General features: G+C 42.0%; 26 protein-coding genes and 2 tRNA genes. 24 read left to right on the top strand and 4 right to left on the bottom strand.

All coding sequences use genetic code 11. From position 1 onward, the window contains the following. Position 1: 1 nt before the first annotated feature. Positions 2 to 538: an anaerobic ribonucleoside-triphosphate reductase activating protein gene (nrdG, locus tag ACZ449_RS05390; RefSeq protein WP_464260035.1), complete on the top strand. Its 537-nt coding sequence runs from the start codon at positions 2 to 4 to the stop codon at positions 536 to 538. Between the two features lie 110 nt (positions 539 to 648). Further along, positions 649 to 2,379 (top strand): TIGR03960 family B12-binding radical SAM protein, encoded by a 1,731-nt coding sequence (locus tag ACZ449_RS05395; RefSeq protein ID WP_464260036.1) that lies wholly within the window; start codon positions 649 to 651, stop codon positions 2,377 to 2,379. Between the two features lie 131 nt (positions 2,380 to 2,510). On the opposite strand, the gene ACZ449_RS05400 is transcribed toward ACZ449_RS05395, so the two are convergent. Beyond that, positions 2,511 to 2,587 (bottom strand) — tRNA-Pro (locus tag ACZ449_RS05400). Positions 2,588 to 2,604: 17 nt separating this feature from the next. Then, positions 2,605 to 2,689 (bottom strand) — tRNA-Tyr (locus ACZ449_RS05405). A gap of 266 nt (positions 2,690 to 2,955) precedes the next feature. On the opposite strand from ACZ449_RS05405, the gene ACZ449_RS05410 reads away from it, so the two are divergent. From ACZ449_RS05410 to ACZ449_RS05425, 4 genes are all read left to right on the top strand, one after another. Further along, positions 2,956 to 3,663, top strand: a complete 708-nt coding sequence (locus tag ACZ449_RS05410; RefSeq protein WP_464260037.1) for a C40 family peptidase — start codon at positions 2,956 to 2,958, stop codon at positions 3,661 to 3,663. A gap of 219 nt (positions 3,664 to 3,882) precedes the next feature. After that, positions 3,883 to 4,485 (top strand): 16S rRNA (guanine(966)-N(2))-methyltransferase RsmD, encoded by a 603-nt coding sequence (gene rsmD, locus ACZ449_RS05415; protein ID WP_464260038.1) that lies wholly within the window; start codon positions 3,883 to 3,885, stop codon positions 4,483 to 4,485. Between the two features lies 1 nt (position 4,486). Beyond that, the gene (coaD, locus tag ACZ449_RS05420) at positions 4,487 to 4,972 is read left to right on the top strand and encodes a pantetheine-phosphate adenylyltransferase (protein ID WP_464260039.1); all 486 of its coding nucleotides are present in this window, start codon (positions 4,487 to 4,489) and stop codon (positions 4,970 to 4,972) included. A 28-nt stretch (positions 4,973 to 5,000) separates the two neighbouring features. Further along, positions 5,001 to 5,462, top strand: a complete 462-nt coding sequence (locus ACZ449_RS05425; protein WP_464260040.1) for an ATP synthase subunit B family protein — start codon at positions 5,001 to 5,003, stop codon at positions 5,460 to 5,462. A 9-nt stretch (positions 5,463 to 5,471) separates the two neighbouring features. On the opposite strand, the gene ylbJ is transcribed toward ACZ449_RS05425, so the two are convergent. After that, positions 5,472 to 6,731: a sporulation integral membrane protein YlbJ gene (gene ylbJ / locus ACZ449_RS05430; RefSeq protein WP_464260041.1), complete on the bottom strand. Its 1,260-nt coding sequence runs from the start codon at positions 6,729 to 6,731 to the stop codon at positions 5,472 to 5,474. 115 nt (positions 6,732 to 6,846) lie between these two features. Here ylbJ and ACZ449_RS05435 point away from each other — a divergent pair, with 115 nt between their 5' ends. Further along, the gene (locus ACZ449_RS05435; protein WP_464260042.1) at positions 6,847 to 7,671 is read left to right on the top strand and encodes a patatin-like phospholipase family protein; all 825 of its coding nucleotides are present in this window, start codon (positions 6,847 to 6,849) and stop codon (positions 7,669 to 7,671) included. Here the strand turns inward: ACZ449_RS05435 and ACZ449_RS05440 are convergent. Beyond that, positions 7,607 to 8,860 (bottom strand): nucleotidyltransferase, encoded by a 1,254-nt coding sequence (locus tag ACZ449_RS05440; protein ID WP_464260043.1) that lies wholly within the window; start codon positions 8,858 to 8,860, stop codon positions 7,607 to 7,609. The two genes, ACZ449_RS05435 and ACZ449_RS05440, sit on opposite strands and share 65 nt — an antisense overlap. Before the next feature lie 185 nt (positions 8,861 to 9,045). Between ACZ449_RS05440 and ACZ449_RS05445 the strand changes: the two genes are divergently transcribed. The 17 genes from ACZ449_RS05445 (at position 9,046) to ftsY (ending at position 26,099) form a co-directional block, all read left to right on the top strand. Then, positions 9,046 to 10,248 carry an acetate/propionate family kinase gene (locus ACZ449_RS05445; protein ID WP_464260044.1) on the top strand — a complete coding sequence of 401 codons (1,203 nt, stop codon included), beginning with the start codon at positions 9,046 to 9,048 and terminating at the stop codon, positions 10,246 to 10,248. Positions 10,249 to 10,446: 198 nt separating this feature from the next. Beyond that, on the top strand, positions 10,447 to 10,965 hold the full coding sequence (locus tag ACZ449_RS05450; protein WP_464260045.1) for a YceD family protein: 519 nt from the start codon (positions 10,447 to 10,449) through the stop codon (positions 10,963 to 10,965). Positions 10,966 to 11,006: 41 nt separating this feature from the next. Then, positions 11,007 to 11,183 (top strand): 50S ribosomal protein L32, encoded by a 177-nt coding sequence (gene rpmF, locus ACZ449_RS05455; protein WP_021167506.1) that lies wholly within the window; start codon positions 11,007 to 11,009, stop codon positions 11,181 to 11,183. Between the two features lie 136 nt (positions 11,184 to 11,319). Continuing rightward, on the top strand, positions 11,320 to 11,889 hold the full coding sequence (gene fapR / locus ACZ449_RS05460) for a transcription factor FapR (RefSeq protein WP_464260046.1): 570 nt from the start codon (positions 11,320 to 11,322) through the stop codon (positions 11,887 to 11,889). Positions 11,890 to 11,945: 56 nt separating this feature from the next. Next, positions 11,946 to 12,971 (top strand): phosphate acyltransferase PlsX, encoded by a 1,026-nt coding sequence (plsX, locus tag ACZ449_RS05465; protein ID WP_464260047.1) that lies wholly within the window; start codon positions 11,946 to 11,948, stop codon positions 12,969 to 12,971. After that, positions 12,964 to 13,977 carry a beta-ketoacyl-ACP synthase III gene (locus tag ACZ449_RS05470; protein ID WP_464260048.1) on the top strand — a complete coding sequence of 338 codons (1,014 nt, stop codon included), beginning with the start codon at positions 12,964 to 12,966 and terminating at the stop codon, positions 13,975 to 13,977. Before plsX ends, ACZ449_RS05470 begins: the two co-directional genes overlap by 8 nt. Positions 13,978 to 14,030: 53 nt before the next feature. Beyond that, the gene (locus tag ACZ449_RS05475; protein ID WP_464261818.1) at positions 14,031 to 14,912 is read left to right on the top strand and encodes a DUF561 domain-containing protein; all 882 of its coding nucleotides are present in this window, start codon (positions 14,031 to 14,033) and stop codon (positions 14,910 to 14,912) included. Between the two features lie 35 nt (positions 14,913 to 14,947). Further along, entirely contained in the window at positions 14,948 to 15,892 is a 945-nt protein-coding gene (gene fabD / locus ACZ449_RS05480; RefSeq protein ID WP_464260049.1) for an ACP S-malonyltransferase, read from the top strand. A gap of 1 nt (position 15,893) precedes the next feature. After that, positions 15,894 to 16,637 (top strand): 3-oxoacyl-[acyl-carrier-protein] reductase, encoded by a 744-nt coding sequence (gene fabG / locus ACZ449_RS05485; protein ID WP_464260050.1) that lies wholly within the window; start codon positions 15,894 to 15,896, stop codon positions 16,635 to 16,637. A 53-nt stretch (positions 16,638 to 16,690) separates the two neighbouring features. Continuing rightward, the gene (locus ACZ449_RS05490) at positions 16,691 to 16,927 is read left to right on the top strand and encodes an acyl carrier protein (protein ID WP_021167513.1); all 237 of its coding nucleotides are present in this window, start codon (positions 16,691 to 16,693) and stop codon (positions 16,925 to 16,927) included. A gap of 141 nt (positions 16,928 to 17,068) precedes the next feature. Continuing rightward, positions 17,069 to 18,016, top strand: coding sequence for an NAD(P)H-dependent flavin oxidoreductase (locus tag ACZ449_RS05495; RefSeq protein WP_464260051.1), 948 nt, complete (start codon positions 17,069 to 17,071; stop codon positions 18,014 to 18,016). Positions 18,017 to 18,029: 13 nt separating this feature from the next. Beyond that, positions 18,030 to 19,271 (top strand): beta-ketoacyl-ACP synthase II, encoded by a 1,242-nt coding sequence (gene fabF / locus ACZ449_RS05500; protein WP_464260052.1) that lies wholly within the window; start codon positions 18,030 to 18,032, stop codon positions 19,269 to 19,271. 10 nt (positions 19,272 to 19,281) lie between these two features. Continuing rightward, complete coding sequence (gene rnc / locus ACZ449_RS05505) at positions 19,282 to 20,016, top strand: ribonuclease III (RefSeq protein ID WP_464260053.1); 735 nt, start codon at positions 19,282 to 19,284, stop codon at positions 20,014 to 20,016. A gap of 47 nt (positions 20,017 to 20,063) precedes the next feature. Further along, the gene (locus tag ACZ449_RS05510; protein ID WP_464260054.1) at positions 20,064 to 21,122 is read left to right on the top strand and encodes an elongator complex protein 3; all 1,059 of its coding nucleotides are present in this window, start codon (positions 20,064 to 20,066) and stop codon (positions 21,120 to 21,122) included. Between the two features lie 85 nt (positions 21,123 to 21,207). Continuing rightward, positions 21,208 to 21,468, top strand: a complete 261-nt coding sequence (locus ACZ449_RS05515) for a stage V sporulation protein S (protein ID WP_464260055.1) — start codon at positions 21,208 to 21,210, stop codon at positions 21,466 to 21,468. 126 nt (positions 21,469 to 21,594) lie between these two features. Then, entirely contained in the window at positions 21,595 to 25,152 is a 3,558-nt protein-coding gene (gene smc / locus ACZ449_RS05520; RefSeq protein WP_464260056.1) for a chromosome segregation protein SMC, read from the top strand. Positions 25,153 to 25,181: 29 nt separating this feature from the next. Then, positions 25,182 to 26,099 carry a signal recognition particle-docking protein FtsY gene (gene ftsY, locus ACZ449_RS05525; protein ID WP_464260057.1) on the top strand — a complete coding sequence of 306 codons (918 nt, stop codon included), beginning with the start codon at positions 25,182 to 25,184 and terminating at the stop codon, positions 26,097 to 26,099. Positions 26,100 to 26,158 lie beyond the last annotated feature (59 nt).

Here is a 26,158-nt window from a genome sequence, read left to right on the forward strand (position 1 = left end):
GATGGAAATTAGACTTTCGGGGATAACGGAAGAGAGTATTGTGGACGGTCCGGGATTACGATTAGTAATATTTACCCAAGGCTGTTCACATAACTGTGAGGGCTGTCATAACCCTGATACTCATGATATAAACGGTGGCTATGCTACTGAGGTTGAAGAGCTTTTTCTCTATATTGAAAAAATTTTTATTCGTAATAAATTGTTAAAAGGAGTAACCTTTTCCGGTGGAGAGCCATTTCTCCAGGCGAAACAGTTATCCTTATTAGCTCAAAGATTAAAGTTGTTGGGACTAAGTATTGTTACCTATAGTGGTTTTACCTTTGAACAGTTGGCAGCTATGGCTGTTAACCGTAAAAACGTAGGGGATTTACTTAAACAAACAGACATCTTAGTAGATGGTTTATATCGTGCAGCTGAACGTGATTTGGGGCTGGCTTTTCGCGGTTCTCGCAACCAGCGTCTGATCGATGTAGCAGCAACAATCGCCGCAGGGCGAGTGGTATTGTGGGAAGACATTTCGCAAAAATGCTGGGCATAAAACGTCGAACAACTTAGTCATTAGATAATTTAGTAAAAAAATTGGTATACTATTGTAATGTCAACCATAACTGCGATTACGGGCAGACATTACAGGTGGATGTGATAAAAATGTCATGGTATTTGAAAGAAAGCCTGCAAAAAACTGTGGCTGCCGAGCAGGGAACGTTGGTCTACGCGCCGGGTTCTCGTCGTCCGATGGCCCTTGTTTACCCTAATACTTATCATGTTGGTATGTCCAACCTTGGACTGCATATTATTTATGAACAGATAAACAGCCGGGGCGATACAGCCTGTGAACGGCTGTTTTTGCCTGATAAAAAAACGATAGACGAGTATACTCGCACAAACACGCCTTTATTAACGCTAGAGAATCAGTTGCCATTATATGAATTTCCCTTGATTGCGTTTGCTGTTTCCTTTGAGATGGATTATTTTAATCTGCTTACTATTTTAATGCTAGGCAAAGTTCCGATGGTAGCAGCTGAACGAGGTGAGGGTGATCCGCTGGTAATTATCGGCGGTCCATGTGCTACCTTTAACCCTGAACCATTGGCTGATTTTGTTGATGCTTGTATAATCGGTGAGGGCGAAGAAGTAATGCAAGACTTCTTGGATAGCTATTATGACAGTTTGCAGCAAGGATTGCCAAGAGAAGAACTATTGTTGCGGTTGGCGCAAATTGAAGGAGTATATGTTCCGCGTTTTTATCAGCCTGTATACGCTGCTGACGGTAGTATTGAACGATATGAACGACAGTCAGTAGTTCCAGCTAAGGTGAACCGACGGTATATTAAGGATTTAGGGAAATATCCCGCACAAACGGTGATTGTTACCTCTGAAACTGAGTTTAAGGATATGTACCTAATTGAGGTTGCCAGAGGCTGTGGCAGGCATTGCCGCTTCTGCATGGCCGGTTATTGTTTTCGTAACCCCAGGGTTCACTCTCTGGCACAAATTGCTGAAAGTGTAAAGAGAGCCAAGCTGTTCAAAGCGAAAGTCGGACTAATGGGTGCCTCTATCTCTGATTATCCTGAAATTGATGAATTATGCCAACTCATTTTAAATGAAGGGCTTACAATGTCAGTTGCTTCACTTAGGGCTGACTCACTGACGCCTGGTTTGGTAGGATCTTTGGCTGCCAGCGGCCACAAAACCGTTACGCTGGCGCCGGAAGCTGGTAGTGAGCGAATGCGGCGAGTAATCAATAAAGGGATTACTGATGAGCATTTATACCAAGCCATATCGGCCGCGACAACAGCCGGGATTCCCCATGTTCGGTTATATATCATGGTTGGGTTACCTGGAGAAAGTAATCAGGACGTTGAGGCTATTGTTGATATGGCACACGGTGTCAAGGACCACATGGAATCTTTGGGAAATAAGGCAGGGTTAACTTTAAGTATTAACCCATTTATTCCTAAACCGTTTACCCCCTTTCAGTGGTTGCCGATGGCTTCGATGGAGGAAGTATCGTCTAGCTTGAAATACATCCAAACTACCTTGAAAAAAAGGAAAGGCGTAGAGGTATTAATTGAGCAACCCAAAGAAGCTTATATCCAAAGTGTTTTAGCGCGAGGTGATCGTAGGCTGGGGCAAGTGCTGCTTACCGCTGTTGCTAGTGGTGGTGTGAAGGGATGGAAACAGGCTCTTAAAGCGCATAAGGTTGATGAAGCGTTCTACTTATATCGTCCTAGAGGTGAGGCTGAGGTTTTGCCATGGGATAACCTGAGTATGGGTTTTGACAAATCATATCTATTGGCTGAATATTATCAAGCTCAGTATGAAAAATACACTCCGCCATGTAGTGCAGGGTGTAAACGATGTGGTGTATGTCAGTAAAAGTCTTTAACACGTTGTATATAGTCTTAAAAATAAGAAATAGTGATGAAGCAGAAGCTCATCACTAAAATGCAAATAGAGTATTAAAGTGTATAACCCTTACTTGATAGTCATCAAGTAAGGGTTATTTTTGGTCGGGATGACAGGATTCGAACCTGCGGCCCCCTACTCCCGAAGCAGGTGCGCTACCAAACTGCGCTACATCCCGATGGTAAAATAATATAATGGTGGAGGGAGGTGGATTCGAACCACCGAAGTCGAAGACGGCAGATTTACAGTCTGCTCCCTTTAGCCACTCGGGAATCCCTCCATGTTGGTTAAGCAAAACAATGAATGATGCCCAGGCTTTTGGCACTAAATTCTAGATTTGTCCCGAACTAAGTGCGCTAGCAAACTGAGTTATGTCCCGGCTCACATTTATTAAGTATACACACTCATAATGCTATTGTCAACAGTGGGAAAATGTAAATTATATGGTTATTAGTGGTGCATGATGAGACTTAAGTCCCGCAGGAATTTTATTGAAAATGTCGAAATCTGAAGAAAGATAAAACAAAGATAGATGGAGGTATGTTTTTGAAGTTAGTCAGAATTATTTTTTTTATGGTTGTTTGTGTAGTTACAGTGCTACTAATTCCCGGTAATTCAGTTTTCGCGTCAGGTCAGGAAATGCCGGTACTAAGACTGGGAGATGCTAATGAGGCCGTTTATACTTTGCAGCGAGAACTTGAAAAACGAGGTTTTTATCAGTCAGCTGTGGATGGCAAATTTGGCTCATATACTAAGGCTGCTGTTGTTGAGTTCCAACAGGTGACTGGGATTGAAGATGACGGTATTGTTGGTTTGGGAACATGGCAGGCCCTGCGTAACTTTGCGGGCACTGCTGAATCAAGTCGTGGTAATTTTAATGGAAAGCTCGGACAGAAAATTGTTAATTTTGCCCAAGGATTTTTAGGAGTTCCTTATGCTTGGGGGGGCGCAGCTCCTGGCGGATTTGATTGCTCTGGATTTGTTTACTATGTGTATAGCCAATACGGTATCTCCTTGCCAAGGGTTGCTGATGAACAATATAATTTTGGTCGAAGGGTGTCATTGAATGATATTCAGCCTGGTGACTTAGTTTTCTATAGTACCTATACCCCTGGTCCTTCGCATGTTGGAATATATGTGGGGAATGGTCAATTTATCCATGCTAGTTCTGGTGCCGGTGAAGTAACAGTGACTGCGATGTCGAAGCCCTATTACCAGACACGGTTTTTAGGAGCTTTTCGTATTGCAAGATAATAGATAGATTCGGCTTTTGTCAAGACATTATTTGTTTGCAAATCGGTAACATATGTATAACGTAGGTAAAAATAGCCGGTTATCCGGTTATTTTTGTTTGTCTACTATTGAGGCGGGTATAATATAGTAAATAATATTTTTCACAAAAAGTGCTGTGGTTGTTTAAATGTGCTAAAATATTTATGTTAAAGTGAATTTAAATTGTAGTTCGAGGTATATATGCGGATTATTACAGGAAGTGCCAAAGGAGTCAAGCTCAAAGCACCTAAAGGGCTTGATGTGCGCCCTACGGCTGACAGGGTTAAAGGATCTATATTTAATATACTTGCAAACTTGGAATTGTCGATTGAGCAAAATGCAATTATGGGTGCGACAGTACTGGATTTATTTGCTGGCACAGGTAATTTAGGATTGGAGGCATTAAGCCGCGGGGCCGCCCATGCGCTATTTGTAGACCATAGTATGGTAAGTCTTGCGACGACAAAAGAAAACATTAATCATGCTGATTTAAGTAAGATGGCTGAAGTTCGACGTGGTGATTCTCTTAAAACGTTGGATCAATTAACCCAAACAGGGCGTTCATTTACGCTTGTATTTGTAGATCCCCCGTATAATCAGGGACTAGTAAATGCTGTGCTTCAAAAACTTGATAAGACTGATGTTGTTGAAAATGGCGGAATAATTGTCGTTGAGTACTCCAAACATGAGCAACTAAATGCGGATTGGCAACACCTGAAGCTGGTTCGTAACGAACGTTATGGAGAGACGTTGGTGGCTTTTTTAACGCGATATTACGAAAATACTACTTCAGGAGGAAGTTGATATGCGGATAGGGGTTTGCCCGGGCAGTTTTGATCCGGTTACTAACGGGCATGTGGATATCTTCTTGCGTGCTAGTAAAATGTTTGATTTAGTGATTGTAGCTGTTTTTCATAATCCCAACAAAAAACCACTGTTTACCATGGAAGAACGGGTGGAAATGTTAAACCTAGCAACTAAGGATATTTCTAATATCAAGGTTGATAGTTTTTCCGGTCTTTTATATGATTATGTGCTGCAGCAAAATAGCAAGTTTATTGTTCGGGGTTTAAGAGCTTTGAGCGACTTTGAATATGAATTTCAACGCGCTTTGCTCATAAAAAAAATAGTTCCGGAAATAGAGACAATTTTTATGATGACAAGTAATGAATATTCATTTGTTAGTTCAAGTAGTATCAAAGAATTGGCTAAATTTGGTGGACCAATTACTGGTTTGGTACCTGAATGTTTAGAAGAAAAAATTACAAAAAGAATTCGTGAAAAAAGCTAGAATTGTTTGAAGGGGAAAGGAGAAGATTATGAGTATTGAGAAGCTTTTAGATGAGATGGAAACGGTATTGGTTGAGGCGGCCCGCCTACCCTTTACAAATAAGAGGATTATTGAGGAAGATGATTTGGCTAAATTTTTAGACGAATTTCGGGGGTTGCTGCCTAAAGAGCTTGATGAAGCAAACCGAATTATTGCTGAGCGTCAGCGTATCCTTGATGAAGCACAAAAAGAAGCACAAAATATCGTAGAACAAGCTAAAAACTATGTTATTAAGCTTACTGATGAAAATATCATCAATAAACAGGCCCAGGAGCAAGCCAACGAGCTTATGACGCAGGCTAATACAACTGCTAAAAATTTACAAAGCGATGCTGTTAATTATGCAGATGAAGTATTTAAGCATGTTTTGAATAACTTGGAACAAACACTAGAAGTAGTTAGGCAAGGACATCGGGATTTACAACAAAATAAAAGTAACTTAACAAAATAGAAAAGGAGCCTAGGCTCCTTTTCTATTCGCATATCGATAAATTTCTCTCAGTAGATGAATTGCAATTGACATAACAATCAGGATGCTAAGCAATATCCCAATTTGATAAGTAGTCTGCTCAATTTTCGTCAACCAGAAACTCATACTATTACCATGACTCATAGTCAGAGATGCGGGAATGACTAGCAGCGCGGTAATGTTTTGTCCTGAGTCGAGAAGTAGTACAGTGAGCAGGCCCGCAAGTACGGCGTGCAGTAACCTGCCTACCATGTAAGGAGTCATGCGAATGCCTGATTCGATAACAATACTGGCTACTTGGCCGTGCACGCAAAGACCACTCCAAGCAATGATGGCACTGGCAACAGCAACTTTTTCAACTAGAGGAGCAGCTGTTTGACTGGCTGCTAGTGTTCCTAAATCAATTTCAAGGAAGCCGCTTACCAATGCTGGAGCTAGGTTGGTGTTATAGTTGATCATGCTTAGAAGTGACGCAAATATACTAGTCAAGGTATCGGTAATACCAATAATTGTCATGATGCGAATAAATACTGAGAATACAATGATAAAGCCACCAATCAGTATAATAGTATTCATCGATGATTTTACAGCATCACCGAGCAATTGTCCGGGTGAACGTTTGTCTTCTTGACGGGCAGTATACAAGGCCCGAAAGGCACGAATAATGATATTGCCGCTTGCTATTGGCTTATCCAGAGCATAGCTATCACGGCTCCGACCATGAAATCGGAAAGCAACTCCAACAAGAAAACTTGATATGTAATGAGCCAGGGCAATGGTTGCTCCTAATTCTGGCATCCCAAACATACCTACTGCTACGGCCCCAAACATGAATAGTGGATCAGCAGTATTGGTAAAAGATAGCAGGCGTTCAGCCTCAACAGCTGTACAAAGCTGGTTTTTTCGAAAACGGCATGTTATTACAGCATCCATGGGGTAACCTGATGCAAGTCCCATGGACATGGCGAATGCACCAACGCCAGGGACGTTAAAAATAGGTCTCATTAGAGGTTCCAGTAAAACACCGATGAAGTGAACAACACCAATTCCCATAAGTATCTCGGACAAAATAAAAAAAGGCAGCAGAGCGGGAAAGACTACATTCCACCATAGGTTCAAGCCCATGATAGCCGAATCAAAGGTATCTTTCGGATACGTAACCATTGTAATGGTAATAAATACAGTACAGAAGGCCATAAAATATACGAGTAGTCGTGAACGATAATGCCTGCCACTGCCCCAAGTCCGCATATATTAATCTCCTCCTCCAAGCCGTGCGGTTTGATAATATATATATTGATAGTCCAGAGGTAATATAACTAAAATGAAGTATCAAATACAAGTAGTTGTATTGGAGGGGATAAGTATGCCACTAAAAATAGGGTTGGCTTTAGGGTCAGGGGGCTTAAGAGGGATTGCTCATATTGGGGTGTTAAAGGTACTGAAAAACCATCAGATACCGATAGACTACATTGCTGGTTGTAGTATTGGCAGTTTGATTGGCGCGTTATATGCCGCAGGGCTTGATCCGGAAACTATCTTCAAACTAGCCAAAAACTTAAAAAAACGTCACTGGTTGGATTTTGTAATTCCTCAGATGGGGATTGTTTCAGGCGAGCGGGCACTGGCGACCATCCGTCTATTAACAAAACAAAAGACGTTTGCAGATCTAGAAATTCCTCTCGCAGTTGTAGCAACAGAACTGAATAGCGGACGAGAATTTATTTTTACCGAAGGGGATGTAGCCAAAGCGGTAAGGGCTAGTATTTCTGTACCGGGAGTGTTTATTCCATTTGCTATTGATGATGTGCTCTTTATAGATGGTGCAGTTATCAATCCAACCCCCAGTGATACGGCCCGGAATATGGGAGCAGATGTTGTGATTGCTGTTGATTTGGCACATACAGGTACGGTGTACAATATCAGTAACATGTTTGATGTAATCATTCAATCGATTGATATTATGGAACGAGAATTATGTAAGCAGCGCCAAGCTCATTGTGATATTCTTATTCAACCTGATGTAGGCAAGGTGTCACCTAGTTCTTTCGATAAAATGGATGAGTGTGTTTTAGCCGGAGAATTGGCCGCTGAAGCAGTCATTCCGGATATTAAAAAGTTGTTGTCTAGCCAGGAATATAGTGCGGCGAAGTTTGATAATCCTGACCACCAGCGCGCCACTGATAATTAGGTGAGCCAAGAACATATATATCTGTTGCCATAATGTCATAAGCTAGCATAGCTTGCAAGGGTGGCAATGTACTATGCTGCTGCTGTTTACTAGTAAGGAATTGAGATGTTTTTGTTATTACAGGCACGGTTGATTGTTTGCTGATTTCTTTTAATAGTATCCGCCCGTTATGGTTAAAGGCCAATACGCGGGCATAGAGTGGGCCTAGTTGGTCAAATTGTGTAAGCGTAGTTTTGGTTATCCCTAAAAGCGCATAGATAATAATTCGTTGTAAACGAGTTAGTGTGTAACGCTTGCTTTTACTATAGGCTAGTAATTCTTGAACTGTTGTTGCTTTAAGGACAGCATCACTTATTTTATGGTGTAGTCCCTCGCTGACTTCGGGTAATCCAGCTAATTCATCAAAATACATAGTTCTAATTTTAGCCAAAATTACATTACTGAAAGCGGGCAACGTTATGGGCGCTTTTCCCATTATAACTAAATCATTAATTTGTTTAGCACAAACTTCTGGAAGAGACTTCCATGAAATGCTGTCAGGAATAAGAGTTTTGCTTTCTAAAAGGGCTGCTCTAATAGCAGTAGCACTGGCGATAGTAGAGGTAACTAAATTATCATGGTAATTTGCACACAAGCGTTGTATAGGAAGAGGTCTAAGCTGGGGAGCATGGGCGATGATTGCCCGTATGTATTCAATTGCCAACAGGTTATTAGGGGTTTGTATCAGACTTGTGGCAACACCTGATTCTGACGATAGTGCTGCCGCCAGGCTGGCGGCATATGTTTGACCTGTTTTCATTTTTTGGCGCATCATGTCGATAACATCTTTTTTATTTATTGCATTTGCGACCAACGTAAGGCGGGATAAGTCAGGTGTTTCCGTTCCAAAGCAGACATGATTAACAACTCCCAGGCGACTGAGAAGTTGAATACCTCCTGCTGCAAAGTATTGAGCGCTGCGCACGGAAAAGACTGTGGGCAGCTCAATTATCAAATCAGCACCAGCTTGAACGGCCATTCTGGCTCGTGACCATTTATCGGCTATTGCCGGTTCGCCGCGCTGTAAAAAGTTACCACTCATAACACCTATAGTAAATTGTGCACCGGAAATTCGTTTAGCCTCATTCAAATGCCATAAATGGCCATTATGGAAGGGATTATACTCAACAATCATGCCTACTACGTTCATTACGCTTCACCCTATGTCATTTTAACCTATTTTTGCTATTTGTGAAATTTTTTATTAAATAAATTTGTTGAATGAAGGGAAAATAAATCAGGCGTCGAAAACATAGGAATTGGTTAGTAATTCAAGAAAATGTATGTAGTGATTCGATTATTGCTGCACACCCCAAAAATAAGGAGGATTTTGCTGTGAAAGTTTTAGTTGTTAACTGTGGAAGCTCTTCAATTAAGTACCAACTAGTTAATATGAATGATGAGTCTGTTTTGGCGAAGGGTTTGGTTGAACGTATAGGCTTAGAGGGTTCAGTGTTAACTCATCAACCAGAGGCTAAAGACAAAGTAATTATTAACGCCGATATCAGCGATCATAGTATTGGTATTAAACTTGTTATTGAGGCTTTAACCGATGCTAAACATGGCGTAATTGCCAGCATGAAAGAAATTGCAGCTGTTGGTCATCGTGTTGTTCATGGTGGAGAAAAATTTGCTGATTCAGTATTGATTACGCCTGATGTTATGAAAGCTTTGGAAGATTGCATCGAAATGGCTCCACTGCATAATCCGCCTAACATCATGGGTATAAATGCTTGTTCTAAAATTATGCCTGGTGTTCCACAGGTGGCTGTTTTTGATACTGCTTTCCATCAAACAATGCCAAAAGAGGCGTACCTTTATGCTATTCCTTACGAAGCCTATGAAAAATATGGTGTTAGACGGTATGGCTTCCATGGAACATCCCACAAATTTGTGTCACAACAAGTGGCTGAGCTTATGGGCAAAAAATTATCCGATTTGCGTATAATCACTTGCCACTTAGGAAATGGTTCCAGTATTGCAGCTATTAAAAATGGTAAATGTATTGATACTAGTATGGGCTTTACTCCACTTGATGGTCTTGTAATGGGAACTCGCAGCGGTGGGATTGATCCTGCTATTCTTCCTTTCCTGATGAAAAAAGAAAAAATGACTGCCGAGCAAATAGATAATTACCTGAATAAAAAATCCGGTGTACTTGGTATTTCTGGCGTATCGAGCGATTTCCGTGATATTGAAGAAGCCGCTAATGCAGGCAATGAACGGGCGGCTCTGGCTCTTGATATGTTTGCTTACAGAGTTCGTAAATATGTGGGTTCCTATGTTGCTGCCATGGGTGGCGTTGATGTTATCGTATTTACTGCTGGTCTTGGTGAAAACTCGATTACTATGCGCGAAAAAATTTGCAAAGGCTTTGAATATTTGGGCACTAGCATCGATACTGCCAAAAATAATATTCGTGGTAAAGCGCAAGAAATTAGTGCTGACGGCGCTAAAGTCAAAATTTTTGTCATTCCGACCAATGAAGAACTTGTTATTGCCCGCGATACCAAGTTGATTTGCGGTAATCTTGCATAACTGCTAAGGAACCTTCGCATGATAGGCAGGGGACACTTTGTTCCCTGCTTTTCTCATCCCAACAGAAAGCATAGCTTTCTGTTGGGATAAGGGCAACATCGGCTTGCGCTGTCGCCAAAGGCTCGGCGCAAGCCGTGTTTTCTATATTTCTTGACAAACATTCGGCGTGTCGATATAATAGATGAAGGTTGGTGGAAAATGATGAAAATTAATATAGCTCAATTAAAAAAAGAGCTGGGCAAGGCCCAATCCTTTTCTTTTAAAACTTCAGCCGAAGAACTAGGTCTTGGTAAAGAACAGCTTTCTTTGTCAGAGTGTGTAATAGTTGAAGGTCTGATTACCAATAAGGGAATGTCTTTTGAGGTAACTGGCAAAATTAGTACGCACGTAAAGCAATGCTGCAGTCGTTGTCTTGAAGAGATAGTTACCTTACTTACCGCTGTGTTTAGTGAAGAATATCGAGAAGCTGATTTTAAAGAATCTGGAGAAGTTTTAGATTCGGAAATCAACTATTTTAAAGGCGATGAAATGGATATTACCGACCTTGTTCGCGAAACTCTTTTGTTGGCCGAGCCTATAAAACCGTTGTGCAGCGAAAGTTGCCGCGGCTTATGTTCTAGGTGCGGAGTCAACCTAAACTTAAATACCTGCGGCTGCAACCTAGTTAAAGTTGATCCAAGGCTTGCGGTTTTAGAAAAACTCTTGTCGAAGGACTGAGATATGCAGGTTGGCCAATTTTGTTAAGGAGGTGGAAACAAATGGCAGTACCTAAGCGCAAAATGTCCAAAGCTCGTCGAGATAAGCGTCGTGCTAATTGGAAACTTACTATTCCGGGGTTAGTAGAATGCCCTCAATGTCACGAAAAGAAAATGCCTCACCGTGTTTGTCCTGAATGTGGTCATTATAATGGTAAAGTTGTGGTTCAAGCAGAATAAAAAAATAAGCAGTGAGCAAGATAAAAGGCGATCAATTTTATCTTGCTCACTTTTTTACTTGCATAATTAGTAGTAACTAGCTATAATTAATACTAACAATTGGTATTAAAACTTGTTGATAAAACTAGGTGATGTTATGGCGCGAATTCAAAAAAAAATACGTCAGGGACAGTTGCAGGAAAAGTTGCTAAATACGCCTTTTCTTACTGATGAAGAATTGGCTGCACATTTGAATGTTAGTGTGCAAACCATTCGGCTTGACAGGCTGGAACTTGGTATACCCGAACTTAGGGAACGTACCAAGCAGATGGCAGAGGAAGCCCGGAACAAGCTCAAAGCTATTTCCAGTTCTGAGGTTGTTGGTGAACTGATTGATCTTGAATTAGGGAAGTCAGGTATATCACTAATGGCAGTAACGCCTGACATGGTATTTGAAAAAACGAGAGTGGCCCGGGGACATTATGTCTTTGCCCAGGCCAATTCTTTAGCATTGGCAATTATTGATGCACCGATAGCCGTTACAGGGGTTGCCAATATCAAATATAAAATTGCGGTGCGTGAAAACGAAAAACTGGTAGCTAAAGCTGAGATTGTAAAAAAAAGAGGCAATAAATATTTTATTTGGGTAAAAACTAGAAATGATAAACAAGAAGTATTTCGTGCCAAATTTATTATGGTAACACTTGAAACTGATTTGCATAAATAGCAATAAATATAAATATCAATATCTGTATTTGTTGGTTTTGTGAGGGGAGATACTGAATGAGGGTTGCCGTTGATGCTATGGGTGGAGATTATGGGCCTGGCGAGATTGTTCTAGGCGCATTAGAAGCTGCTCAAGAATATAAAAAAGAAGGTCTTGAAATTGTTTTAGTCGGCGACCAAGCTCAAATTACTCAAGCGCTTGACCGTCATGGTAAGTGGAAAGAGTTAAATATTACCGTTCATCATGCCAGTGAAGTTATTGATATGCACGATTCGCCAGGTGCCGCTGTACGAAAAAAAAAGGATGCTTCAGTAGTTGTTGCCACTGGATTAGTAAAACACGGACAGTGTGATGTGGTAATATCAGCTGGCAGCACAGGTGGTGCAGTTGCGGCGGCATTATTTGGATTAGGGCGCATAAAAGGTATTGAGCGACCGGCTATTGCGACACCGATACCTAACCTTACAGGTACAACTGTTCTTTTAGACTCAGGTGCCAATGTTGATAGCAAACCCAAGCATTTGGTGCAAAACGCTATTATGGGATCTATTTATGCTGAGTATGTACTTAACATTCCAAGGCCGAGGGTAGGTCTTTTAAATATTGGTGAAGAAGAAAGTAAAGGGAATGAACAAGCTTTTACTACATACCCACTATTAACACAGCTTAATAGTGTAAATTTCATTGGTAATGTTGAAGGACGAGACATTCCCAAAGGAACTGTTGATGTAGTGGTTTGCGATGGTTTTGTAGGGAACATTGTCTTAAAGTTTGGTGAAGGTTTAGCTAGTGCTATTTTGCAATTACTTAAACAATCAATAAAGTCCAGCAGTTTTTGGACGAAAATGGCCTCAATGCTTGTATTGCCGGTTTTGAAGGAATTAAAGAAAAAACTTGATTATGCCGAATACGGCGGTGCGCCGCTGTTAGGAGTTAACGGCGGTTTTATTATCTGTCATGGCAGCTCACACGCAAAAGCTATAAAAAATGCAATTAGAGTAGCTAAAGAATTTACTGAACAAGAGGTTGTTGCCCATATTCGCGAGACCATTGCTAAAGAGGGGGTTGTGACTAATGAGTGAAAATAAAGCAGTAGGTATTATTGGTATTGGTACATATGTACCTGAAAAGATAATGACAAATAAGGATTTAGAAAGCATAGTGGAAACATCTGATGAATGGATTGTCGACAGAACGGGTATTCGTGAACGGCGAATTGTCGCTCCTGATATGGCAACCTCGGATTTAGCCAGCCGGGCGGCACAAAAAGCTCTTGAGGATGCTGGTGTTACTGCCGAAGAAATTGATCTTATCATTGTTGCTACAGCCACACCCGATATGTCTTTTCCGTCAACCGCCTGTTTAGTACAGGCAAATATTAAGGCTACTAATGCTGCGGCTTTTGATTTGGCAGCAGGATGTTCTGGTTTTGTCTATGCAATGGTAACTGGCAGCCAATTTATTAAGGCTGGTTTATATAAAAAAATACTAGTTATTGGCGCGGAAAGTCTTTCTACAATACTTGACTGGACTGATCGTAATACCTGCGTTTTGTTTGGTGATGGCGCTGGTGCAGCTGTGCTGGCTGAGACAACACCAGGCTATGGAATTTTAGCCTCGCAGCTGGGGGCTGATGGTATTGGTGGCGATTTGTTAAAGTTGCCTGCAGGTGGCTCGCGCAATCCGGCAACAGCTGAAACTGTTGCGCAAAGAATGCATTTTGTTCATATGAGCGGTAATGAGGTATTTAAATTTGCCGTTAAAATAATGGGAGAAGCTGCTATTAAGGCATTGAAAGCTGCTGGCCTTAGTGCTGCTGATGTTGATTGTTTAATTCCACATCAGGCTAATATTCGGATAATCCAGTCGGCGGCTAAACGTCTTAAACTGCCGATGGACAAAGTTATGGTCAATGTAAATAAATATGGCAATACGTCGGCCGCTTCGATTCCTATTGCGTTAGAAGAGGCTGTTCATGGCGGTAAAATCAAACAAGGTGACATTGTTGTGCTTGTTGGTTTTGGCGCTGGATTAACGTGGGCATCTGCTGTTATAAAATGGGGCAAGGAGGCCAACACTAATTGCTAAATAACAAAATTTGCCAACTTCTAAATATAGAATATCCTATCCTGCAAGGCGGAATGGCCTGGGTAGCTACGGCTGAGTTGGCAGCGGCGGTGTCTAATGCCGGTGGGTTAGGACTTATTGGTGCAGGACATATGCCTCCTGATGCACTTAAAGCAGAGATCACGAAAGCTAAAAGCATGACAAACAAACCGTTTGGGGTCAATATTATGCTCAAGTCGCCGTTTGTCAAAGAGGTAATGCAGGTTGTTATTGATGAACGCGTGGCTGTTGTTACTACTGGGGCAGGTAATCCCGGAGAATACATTCCAGCCCTAAAGGAAATTGGAACAAAGGTAATTCCAGTCGTTGCATCAGTCGCACTTGCCAAACGATTAGAACGGGTAGGTATTGATGCTATTATTGCCGAAGGCATGGAAAGTGGCGGTCATGTAGGTGAGGTCACAACAATGGCATTAGTGCCACTTGTTGTTGATGCCGTCAGTGTACCAGTTATTGCCGCCGGCGGTATTGGTGATGCCCGCGGCGTTGTGGCGGCGTTAGCTCTGGGCGCTCAAGGTGTTCAGATGGGAACAGTGTTTGCTGCCACGACTGAGTGTACTGCTCACCCCAATTATAAGGCGGCCATTATCAAATGCAAAGAACGCTCTACGGTAGTTACTGGTGCAATAACAGGTCATCCTGTTAGAGTGATTGCCAATAAGTTAACCCGCGATTTTACTGAATTGGAGAAGATCGGCGCATCAACAGATGAATTAGAGCGTTTGGGTGCTGGCAAGCTCAAAGCGGCTGTGCGCGACGGCGATGTGGAATATGGCTCAGTAATGATTGGACAGGTAGCGGGTATGGTTACCGCGATACGCTCTGTACATGAAGTTATGCAGGATATAGTTCAGCAAATTCCAGGGGTATTGGCGGAGCTTTCACGGAAAGTATAGATAAACTTCATACAGATACATAAGGAGGGAAAGAAATGGGAAAATTAGCTTTCGTTTTTCCCGGACAAGGTTCTCAAGCTGTAGGTATGGGGAAAGACCTATATGAACAATTTGACACGGTCCGGGAGATATTCAAGTCAGCCGATGAGGCACTTGGTTTTTCAATTACCGATATGTGTTTCAATGGTCCTGAAGAAGAACTGAAAAAGACATATAATACACAACCGGCCATTTTGACGGTTAGTGTAGCTTGCTATGAAATACTAAAACAACAAGGCATTAAACCGGATATTGTGGCTGGTCATAGTCTGGGAGAATATTCGGCGCTGGTGGCTGCGGGGGCGTTATCATTTACTGATGCTGTAAGGTTAGTAAGAAAACGCGGACAGTTCATGCAGGAAGCGGTGCCGCTGGGAGAAGGCAGCATGGCAGCCATCCTGGGACTTGAACGCAGTAAAGTTGTCGAGATATGTCAGCAGGTGGAAGGTGAATTTGGTGCTGTGCAAGCAGTAAACTTTAATTGTCCAGGCCAAATTGTTATCGCAGGTACGACGCAAGCTGTTGATAAAGCGAATGAGTTGTTAAAAGCTGCTGGCGCTAAACGGGCCATTTCCTTGCCAGTAAGTGCGCCATTTCACAGCACGCTCATGCAACCGGCAGCAAAGAAGCTGGAAACTGAACTTGCACAAGTTACCATTAATGATGCACAAATTCCAGTTGTTGTAAATGTTAATGGGCAGATTGTAACTCAAGGTAAAGCAGTACGGGAATTGCTAGTTAAACAGGCAGCTAGTCCAGTGTTGTGGGAAGACTGTATTGCCCAAATCGCGAATTTTGGCGCTACTACTTTGGTTGAGGTTGGTCCTGGTAAAGTTCTTACCGGTTTTACTAAGAAGATTGCTAAAGAAATGGCAACATTGAATATCGAAGATGTAGCTTCCTACGAAAAAGTGCTTGATTATTTCAAGGAGGTTCGCTAAAATGCATTTAGATGGACAAGTGGCAATTGTTACCGGGGCTTCAAGAGGAATTGGTCGGGCAGTAGCGATTGCTTTGGCGAAAGTCGGCGCAAAGGTTGTTATCAATTACGCGGGTAATGCTAAGGCGGCTGAAGAGGTTTGTAAAACTATTACTAGTGATGGTGGTCAAGCAATTGCCGTTCAGGCCGATGTTGCAGATAATGATGCGGTTGAAACACTTGTAAAAAAAACAATCGAAACCTATGGAAAAATTGACATTTTGGTAAATAACGCGGGTATAACCCGAGATGCATTGTTAATGCGTATGAAGGAAGAAGATTGGGATGCTGTACTAAATACGAATCTCAAAGGCATATTTTATTGCACGAAGGCAGTATCTAAGATTATGATGAAGCAACGTAGTGGCAGAATAATCAATATGACATCTGTTGTTGGTATTACAGGTAATGGCGGGCAGGCAAACTACGCTGCTGCCAAAGCCGGGGTTATTGGTTTTACTAAATCAATGGCGAAGGAACTGGCATCACGGGGTATTACTGTCAATGCCGTTGCACCAGGTTTTATTACTACAGATATGACAAGTACCTTATCTGAACAAGTTAAGAGTGATTTAACAGCAAAAATACCACTTAATCGGTTAGGTGCCGCCGAAGATGTTGCTGCAGCCGTAGTATTTTTGGCAACAGATTCTGCAAATTATATTACCGGACAGACTTTAAATGTTGACGGTGGTATGGTAATGTAATATATGACTTTAAAAATAAGGTTACATGCCTTGGAAGGAGGTGAAACACCATCATGACAACTTTTGACAAGGTTAAAGAAATTGTTGTTGAGCAACTTGGCGTTGATGAAGCTGATGTAGCCATCAATTCTACTTTCATTGACGATCTTGGCGCTGATTCACTGGATATTGTTGAACTGATTATGGCCTTTGAAGAGGAATTCAGTATCGAGATCCCAGATGAAATAGCTGAAAAAATCAAAACAGTAAAAGACGCTGTGGAGTACATAGACAAGGAAAAACAAGCGTAACACTGCTTTGCTGGTGTCGTAATTAATGACATTACCTTATGAAATGAAGAAAGTCCCGTGGAAGCTTTTTTCGCGGGACTTTCTTAAAGGTAATGGCTGAATGTAGCTAAGGGTATGGTTATTGATTGGAGGAGTTGTTACTTGAAACTTCCGGAGCTTAAAATTGGCCCACATGTTGCTAGGATTCCTATTATCCAAGGTGGTATGGCCATAAGATTATCAACTGCGCGCTTGGCGGCAGCAGTGGCAGAAGCTGGTGGTATCGGACTTATTGCAGCATCAGGCATGGGCTTTGATGAGTTGCGTTATGAAATCCGCTTGGCACGTAGCTTAACTAAAGGAATAATTGGTATAAATATTATGGTAGCGGCAAGAGAATTTGCACGCTATGTCAATACTGCTATTGATGAAGGAATTGATTTGGTAGTAGCAGGAGCTGGTTTTTCTCGTGACGTATTTCCTATGGGAAAAAAGTCTGGTACTCCAATCGTGCCAATTGTGTCATCGGTAAAAGCTGCTAAAATATCGGAAAAACTAGGTGCTGCGGCCATCATTGTCGAGGGAAAAGAAGCTGGTGGGCACTTAGGTACAGATCAATCATTACGAGAAATTTTGCCTGATATCAAAAAAACAGTGAGTATTCCTGTTATTGGCGCCGGTGGTATAATTTTTGGCCGGGATATTGCTGAAGTAATGAAACTTGGAGCAGATGGCGTGCAAATGGGCACAAGATTTGCTGCGAGTGATGAGTCAAATGCCGCTCCCGCGTTAAAGGAGTTTTATCTTAAAGCTAAACCAGAAGATGTGGTCTTAATCAAGAGCCCGGTAGGATTACCAGGGCGTGCGATAAAAAATCCTTTTGCTGAGAAAATTCTTGAATGTACTGTTGCTGGACCTGAAACTTGTGGGGGCTGCCTAAAGCATTGCGCGCGGAACTTTTGCATAATCAGCGCACTTATTCGGGCTCAACAAGGTGATGTTGACACTGGGCTGGTATTTACCGGCGAGTATATTCATAAAATAGATGAAATACTACCTGTTAAAGAGATTTTTGCAAGACTTCTTAAAGAAGTTGAAGAAATAAACTAGTGAGGTGACCTTTTTGAAGAACCGAGTTGTAATTACAGGCCTGGGAGCCATTACACCTGTAGGTATTGGAGCAGCTGCATTTTGGCAGTCTTTGATTGCTGGAAAATCAGGTATTGACCGTATTACACGTTTTGATCCCAGTGAATACACTACGCAGATTGCAGGGGAAGTAAAAGACTTTGACCCTACCCAATATATTGAGAAAAAAGAAGCTAAGCGGATGGATCGCTGCACTCAATTTGCTGTTGCAGCCGCTAAAATCGCATTTGAAGATGCCGGTATTGACTTTGAACAAGAAGACCGAAGTCGCATGGGTACGCTGATTGGCACTGGCGTTGGCGGCATGGATACACTGCATGACCAATATAAAACTTTATTTGATAAAGGTCCGGGGCGAATTAGCCCATTTTTCGTCCCGATGATGATTGCCAACATGACTGCAGGCCAAACCTCAATTACTTTTGGTTTGCAGGGACCTTGTAGTTGTGTAGTTACTGCTTGCGCATCAGGAACCAATGCGATTGGTGATGCCTTTAAAATTATCCAACGTGGTGATGCCGACGTTATGGTGGCAGGCGGAACGGAAGCGGCTGTATCACCAGCAGCTGTAGCTGGTTTCTGTGCAATGAAAGCGATGTCTACTCATAATGACGAACCCCAAAAAGCGTCCCGTCCCTTTGATGTTGGTCGTAGCGGTTTTGTTATGGGGGAAGGTGCAGGCCTACTTGTTATGGAAACACTTGACCATGCTGTAGCACGTGGCGCTAGAATTTATGCTGAGATTATTGGCTATGGTTCTAATGCGGATGCGTTTCATATTACCGCACCGGCTCCAGAGGGTACTCAGGCGGCTAAATGTATGGCTATGGCACTTAAAGATGCTGGCATTGAGCCAAGCGCAGTGGATTACATAAATGCGCATGGAACATCGACCCCGCTTAACGACAAAAATGAAACATTGGCAATAAAATCATTGTTTGGTGAGCATGCCAAAAAGCTTAAGGTTAGCTCAACAAAATCGATGACCGGCCATCTTTTGGGTGCATCTGGCGGTATTGAGGCAATTGCCATAGCACTTGCCGTTACTAATAATGTTATTCCACCAACGATTAACTTGGAAAATCCCGATCCTGAGCTGGACCTGGATTATGTACCGAATAAAGCACAGGAGCAAGTTGTTAATGTGGCGCTTTCGAACTCGTTTGGGTTTGGCGGCCATAATGCAACTATCCTGGTGAAAAAATACCAGGCGTAAGCGGCTTTTTATGAAACAAACTAAAGGAATGCTGGATGCTAATCGCCTACAGGCATTATCCGAGTTGTGCCAAACGCTAGAATTTGTATTCAGTGATTATAAATTACTGCACCAAGCCCTTATCCATACCTCGTTTGCCAATGAAACCAAAGGTGCCAATATTAGGCATAATGAGCGTTTGGAATTTTTAGGCGATGCTGTTTTAGATTTGATTGTTAGCTCCTATTTATTTAGTCAGTGCCCACAATTGCCAGAAGGTGAACTTACCAAAGCAAGGGCTCAGGTTGTATGTGAACATACATTGGCAAAACGGGCCTTGGAATTAGGATTAGGAGAATATCTTCTCTTAGGTAAGGGGGAGGCTCTGTCAGGTGGCCGGGAACGGATATCAATTCTTGCTGATGCGTTTGAAGCTGTTATTGGTGCTGTATATCTTGATGGGGGCTTTAGAAGCGCTGCTAAATATGTGTTAAATCAACTTAAGACAGAATTAGTCCTAGTCGAACACGGCGATTACTTAAAAGATTATAAAACATGGTTACAAGAAATAGTGCAAAAAAATAATGATAGTAAAATTGCCTATGAAGTTATAAATGAACGTGGTCCGGATCATGATAAATCTTTTGAAGTAGCTGTGCTAGTTAATGGCGAACGTATGGGTTCCGGCTGGGGTAAAAGTAAAAAAGAAGCCGAACAGCATGCGGCTAAGCAGGCGCTGGTAAAGCTTAGAACATTAACTCAATAACATAGATTTGGACGGCCATCGGCCGTCCATTTTATATAGGAGTATCCATGAAGCATTATATTATCCCTATGTTTATTCCTCACTTGGGTTGTTTACATCAGTGCATTTTTTGTAATCAGCAAAAGATAACTGGTTGCCAGACATCGGTTACGGCTAATCAGGTAAATACAATGATTCATGAACGACTAAGTGCTATTAACCAAAGACGCTGGATTGAAGTGGCTTTTTATGGCGGTAGTTTTACTGCTTTGCCTGAAAGTGTTCAGAATGAATTGCTGGCCCCAGCCAGTAAGGCCTTGCAAAATGGCTTGATTCATGCTATTCGCATTTCCACAAGGCCTGATTGTATAAATCCAGATACCATCGCCAACCTGATTCGGCAAGGAGTAACTATTGTTGAGCTAGGTGTTCAGTCGTTGGATAATCATGTGCTTAGTACTGCTAGACGTGGACACGACAGCCAGTCTGTGACAGCGGCTGTAACATTATTAAAGCAGTCTGGGATACAGTGTGGTCTGCAGCTTATGCCAGGCTTACCAGGGGAAGATTGGATTAGCTTAATCAGGACTGTGCGTCAAGCGATTACGTTACGCCCTGAGTTTGTCCGTATTTATCCAGTCATAGTTATTGCTGATACCGCGCTTGCGGGGCTATATAGTCAGGGAAGTTACCAGGCGCTGTCTTTGGAACAGGCAGTGGTGCGGTCAGCTTATATGAAACTGGTATTTGAACAGCAAGGTATTGAGGTTATTCGTACAGGACTGCAGGCTTCAGCGGAACTAGATAGCAAAACTAATGTTATAGCTGGGCCTTATCATCCTGCCTTCGGCGAACTGGTTGATTCGTATATTTTTTACCTAATGATAGCCGCGTTTATAGAACAAAACGGGGCAGTTTCAGAAGATGCACTAATTATTCGCCATCATCCACAGGATTGTTCTAAAGTCAGGGGCCAATACAATAATAATATTAATAAGCTTACCCATTCTTATAACATAACAAAGATCAGCCTCTATGCGGATTCGTCTGTGAAAAAAGGCTGCTTATTGTTTGAAAATCATGGTCAAGTAGTTTTATTTAACAAAAATTTGATAAATAATATTTAAAAATCATGTAAAAGAAGGAATTTTTAGGAAATACGCAGAATATCTTTACAGTATAGGCCCTGAATTCAAAGGAGGAGAGCGAAAAATGGAAGTGCTGAAAGTATCTTCACAATCAAATCCCAAATCCGTAGCAGGCGCTCTGGCAGCAGTTTTGCGGGAAAAAGGAACCGCAGAAGTGCAGGCAGTAGGTGCAGGGGCGGTTAATCAGGCTATTAAGGCTATTGCGATTTCACGTGGTTTTGTCGCTCCCAATGGCATTGATTTGGTTGCCATACCCGCCTTCGCGGAAATTATGATTGACGGGGAAGAACGTACCGCAATTAAATTTATTGTTGAGCCCCGGTAGTACCATGTAATTTAATGTGAAGAAGCCTGTTTGCAAAATGCGGCAGGCTTTTTTATATTACTTGTATTACCCTACTGCTCGTGGTAAAATTTTGATTGACCTAAATAACAGGTAAGGGTGATTATTGTGCTGTTGCGCAAACTTGAGGCATATGGCTTTAAATCGTTCGCCGAAAAAACTGAGTTGGAGTTTGGGCGTGGAATTACAGCCATTGTAGGCCCGAACGGCAGTGGTAAAAGCAATATTTCTGATGCAATTCGTTGGGCGCTAGGTGAGCAGAGTTTGCGTACTTTGCGGGGCACTAAAATGGAAGATGTTATCTTTGCTGGCAGCGCAAACCGCAGGCCATTAGGAGTAGCTGAGGTGTCCTTGGTCTTTGATAATAGTGATGGGAAATTGTCGCTAGATTTTAATGAGGTTATCATTACCAGACGTGTATTTAGATCAGGAGATAGCGAGTATTATATTAATAAGACTGCCTGCAGATTAAAGGATATCCATGAAATGCTGGCTGATACAGGATTAGGCCGCGAATCAATGACTGTAATTGGTCAGAATAAAGTGGATGAGATATTGAGCAGCAAGCCTGAGGAACGTCGTTTATTATTTGAAGAAGCCGCGGGAATAACTAAATATAAACAACGTAAACGCGATGCATTACGTAAACTTGAGGATGCGGAACAAAATCTTACCAGGGTACAGGATATTATTTCAGAACTAGAAACGCAGCTTGAACCTTTAAAAGAAAGCGCCGCTCGGACTGTCACTTTCAATACATTAAATGCTGAACTAACAGCCTGTCAGGCGACCTTGTTTTTGGAACGATTAGAAAAAGCGGAAAAGTTGGTCGAAAGTGCTAAGCTTGAGCAGACAAATTTGACCGATCGGAGTATTGCCGTTGCTACCCGGCTAATTTCAGCTGATAATGAAAAAGAGTCAGTAACAATAAAGATTGCTCAAGCTGAGGAGCAGCTTGCTTTTAGTGACAAGGAAATAACCGAAATGAACACCGAAAGTGAGCGTATCGACAGCCGCAGAGGAATATTGACAGAACGAATTGAGCAGGCATATAAGGCTGAAGCAAGGCTTAATGGTGAGGTTGATCGACTAACAAACGAACATGTGGCAGTAGAATCGAAGCTTGTTGATTTGCAAAACGTACTGGCTGTCAAACAGCAACAAATTATTATTATTCAAGGATTGGTAGATGAGAAGAATCGCTATAATGATGAGCTGCTTAACAGTATTAAGCAAATGGAAAATCAACTAGAAGATGGCCAGGAACGGACATTCGATCATTTGCAACAGGTTGTTAATGCGCGAAATTCGTTACGCATGTTTGAACGCGATGCCATCGCGTTGATAGGAAAGCAGGATATTCTTGGTAAAGAATATACCGATTATTTAAAACAACAGACTGAATTTAGCAGTAAGGAAATTCAACTGCAAAATGAGCTTGAAAATCTGGTAACTCAACGCAAAGAACTGCAAAACCAGACTGTACTTCTACTCCGAGATACGAATCAACTGGAAAATCAGCTTGCTACTGTAACCGAGCAGGAGCGGCAAATTGCTGGTACTATTCAGGAGAAGTCATCCAGGTTAACTGTTTTGACAAGTATGCAGTATGAGTTAGAAGGATTTGGCCGGGCTATTAAAGGCATACTAAAGAGTCAGTATGCGTGGCGCAGTGGTATTTGCGGTGCGATTGCTCAGCTATTCAGTGTTCCTGATAAATATGTCAATGCAATTGAAGTAGCGCTAGGCGGTGCTCAACAGCATATTGTTACTGATACGGACCAGACCGCTAAACAGGCAATTACTCTTTTAAAAACACAAAATTTGGGCAGGGCAACGTTTTTACCTTTAAACACAATTAGAATAATGAAACCCAGAGATGCGGAACTATTGGCTGCTAGTCAGCCAGGTGCGCTAGGTTTTGCTGCTGAGGTAGTTAGCACTGACGAACGATATAAGCCAGTAGCTAACTATCTGCTGGGACGGGTAATTATTGCCCAAACTATTAATATAGCTCTAGAAATTGCTCGTAATAGTGGTTTTTCCGTGAGAATTGTAACTTTGGATGGTGAACTAGTGAATCCCGGAGGGTCATTGACGGGCGGCAGTCGGGGAAGAAAAGAAGCTAGCTTTATCGCTAGAACCAATGAAATTGATACACTTAAACACATTGTAGATAGTCTAAGCGAAAAACGGAACTATTTTCAGCAGGAAAAAACCGTTAGTAGTGCTGCACTGGCTGACGTTAACTCTCAGCTTGGCTGCGTTGAAGCAAGACTAAAAGAAATAGAATTTCGTCAAGCAGAACTAGCAATTCATATTGATAGAAATCGTGTCGATGCAAAAAAATGTGAGTTGGCACTTAAAACAATAAGCAGCGAGATAAGCGAGTGTCAGCAACAGGCTGCTGAGTATCAGGATAAAATAGTGCAAAGTAAGGCAGCGCTTGTTCTGCTTGAAAACAAGGAAATTAGCCATAAGTCGAAGGTTATTGATTGGCAAAACCAAATTAAATCAATGAAAAGCGAACAACTGGTACTGAGTGAAGAGTTAACTGATACAAAAATTAAATTGAGCGCGTCCAACCAAGAGATAGCAGTTACTAGTTCAGCCTGTCAACAGTACAAAGATACGTTAGTATCACTAGCTACGCAATTATCCCGTCTGCAAAACGAGAAAGTGCAAATTCAAACAGAGGCCGGGAAGGCTCAAAACGAACTTGCCTCATTGGTAGAAAGCAAAGAAAAGCTGCAGGGCGATATACGTCAGTTAAATGAGGCGCGCCAGGCACAGTATGCCGCCAAGCTGGAGCTATTGTCAGGTATGCAAAAAATAGATAAAGAAAGTAAAGAGTTACGTCGCCAAAGCAATGAATTGCAAGCACGGCTTCATGAGATAGAGTTACTTATTACTAAATATGGTTATGAAGCAGCTAATTGCCGTGAACAGCTTACCGGACAGCTTGGCTTGACTATTGAGGCGGCTTGTGATCTAAAGAAAACAAATAGTATTGATGAGTTGTTGAAAGAAATAGCCCATTTGGAAAGTCAAATTGCAGCCCTGGGGCTTGTTAATCCGGCGGCTATTGATGAATATAATAAGGTGCAAGAAAGATACTCCTTTTTACAAGAACAGACAGGCGATTTACTGCGAGCTAAAGAGTATCTGACATCAATAATTAGCGATATTGATACAACTATGTCAAGACAATTTAACAAGGCATTTAAGGCCATTAGCCAATCTTTTGGTGACGTATTTGTCCGCTTGTTTGGTGGCGGACGAGCCGAACTTGTGCTTATTGATCCAGGTAATATTCTCAGTACAGGTATAGATATTATTGTACAACCGCCAGGAAAGAAGATGCAGAACCTGGCACTTTTGTCAGGTGGTGAGCGAGCGCTTACGGTAATTGCGCTTTTATTTGCTATTTTAACGGTTCGCCCAGCACCATTTTGTGTGGTTGATGAAATTGACGCAGCACTAGATGAGGCTAATGTAGAGCGGTTCAGCGAATTTTTACGAGACTATGCCCAAAGCACACAATTTATTGTTGTTACCCATCGCAAGGGAACTATGGAATCAGCTAGTGTGTTACATGGTGTAACCATGGAAGAATCAGGGATATCACGATTAGTTTCGGTGAAATTCATGGACAAAGCGGGATAAACTATACTATCAATTTGGGGGAAATAACAATGGGCTTTTTTGATAAATTGAAAGCAGGATTGGAAAAGACTAGGAAAAGTTTTACTGAAAAAATAGAGCAGCTGGTTATCGGCTATGCGACTATTGAAGACGAGTTGCTGGATGATTTAGAAGCTGTGCTGCTTTCGGCAGATGTCGGTGTGCCAACTACCACTAAACTAATGACGGAAATTCGCAGTGGAATTAAAAGTAAACAGATTAATTCTCCTGATGATCTAAAGCCATTTTTACAAGAAAAAATTAATACTATGCTGCTTAGCAAGCACTACGCTGAAGCAACTCAGTATGCCCCTCCTGTTGTTATGCTGATTGTTGGTGTAAATGGAGTTGGGAAAACAACGACTATTGGTAAGTTAGCGAACTATTATCATGAAGCCGGAAAAAGAGTGCTTATTGCTGCCGCCGACACTTTTAGGGCTGCGGCCATTGATCAGCTCGAAATTTGGGGTCAGCGGACCGGTAGTGAAATTATCAAGCATGCAGAAGGCTCAGACCCGGCAGCAGTGGCTTTTGATGCTGTTCAGGCCGCTAAAGCTCGGAAAGTGGATATTGTAATAATTGATACTGCCGGACGTTTGCACACCAAAGCAAATTTAATGGAAGAACTGAAGAAAATCAATAGAGTGATAGCAAAAGAGATACCGGCGGCCCCGCACGAAACCTTACTTATACTAGATGCTACCACTGGACAAAATGCAATCAACCAGGCCAAGCTGTTCGGTGAAGCAGTTGCTCTTACAGGTGTAGTACTAACTAAATTAGATGGTACTGCTAAAGGGGGGGTAGTAATTGCAATTAATAATGAACTTAGTCTGCCAGTCAAATGGATAGGCGTGGGTGAAGGGGTCAATGACCTAAGGCCGTTTGCTGCTGCTGAATTTGCCGCTGCTTTATTTGCTGACAAGTAATTTTACTTGACACACCTTTCCCTTTTTGATATAATCTGCGGTGTAAAGGATTTTTACTT

It is taken from the genome of Desulfosporomusa polytropa, from assembly GCF_055380075.1.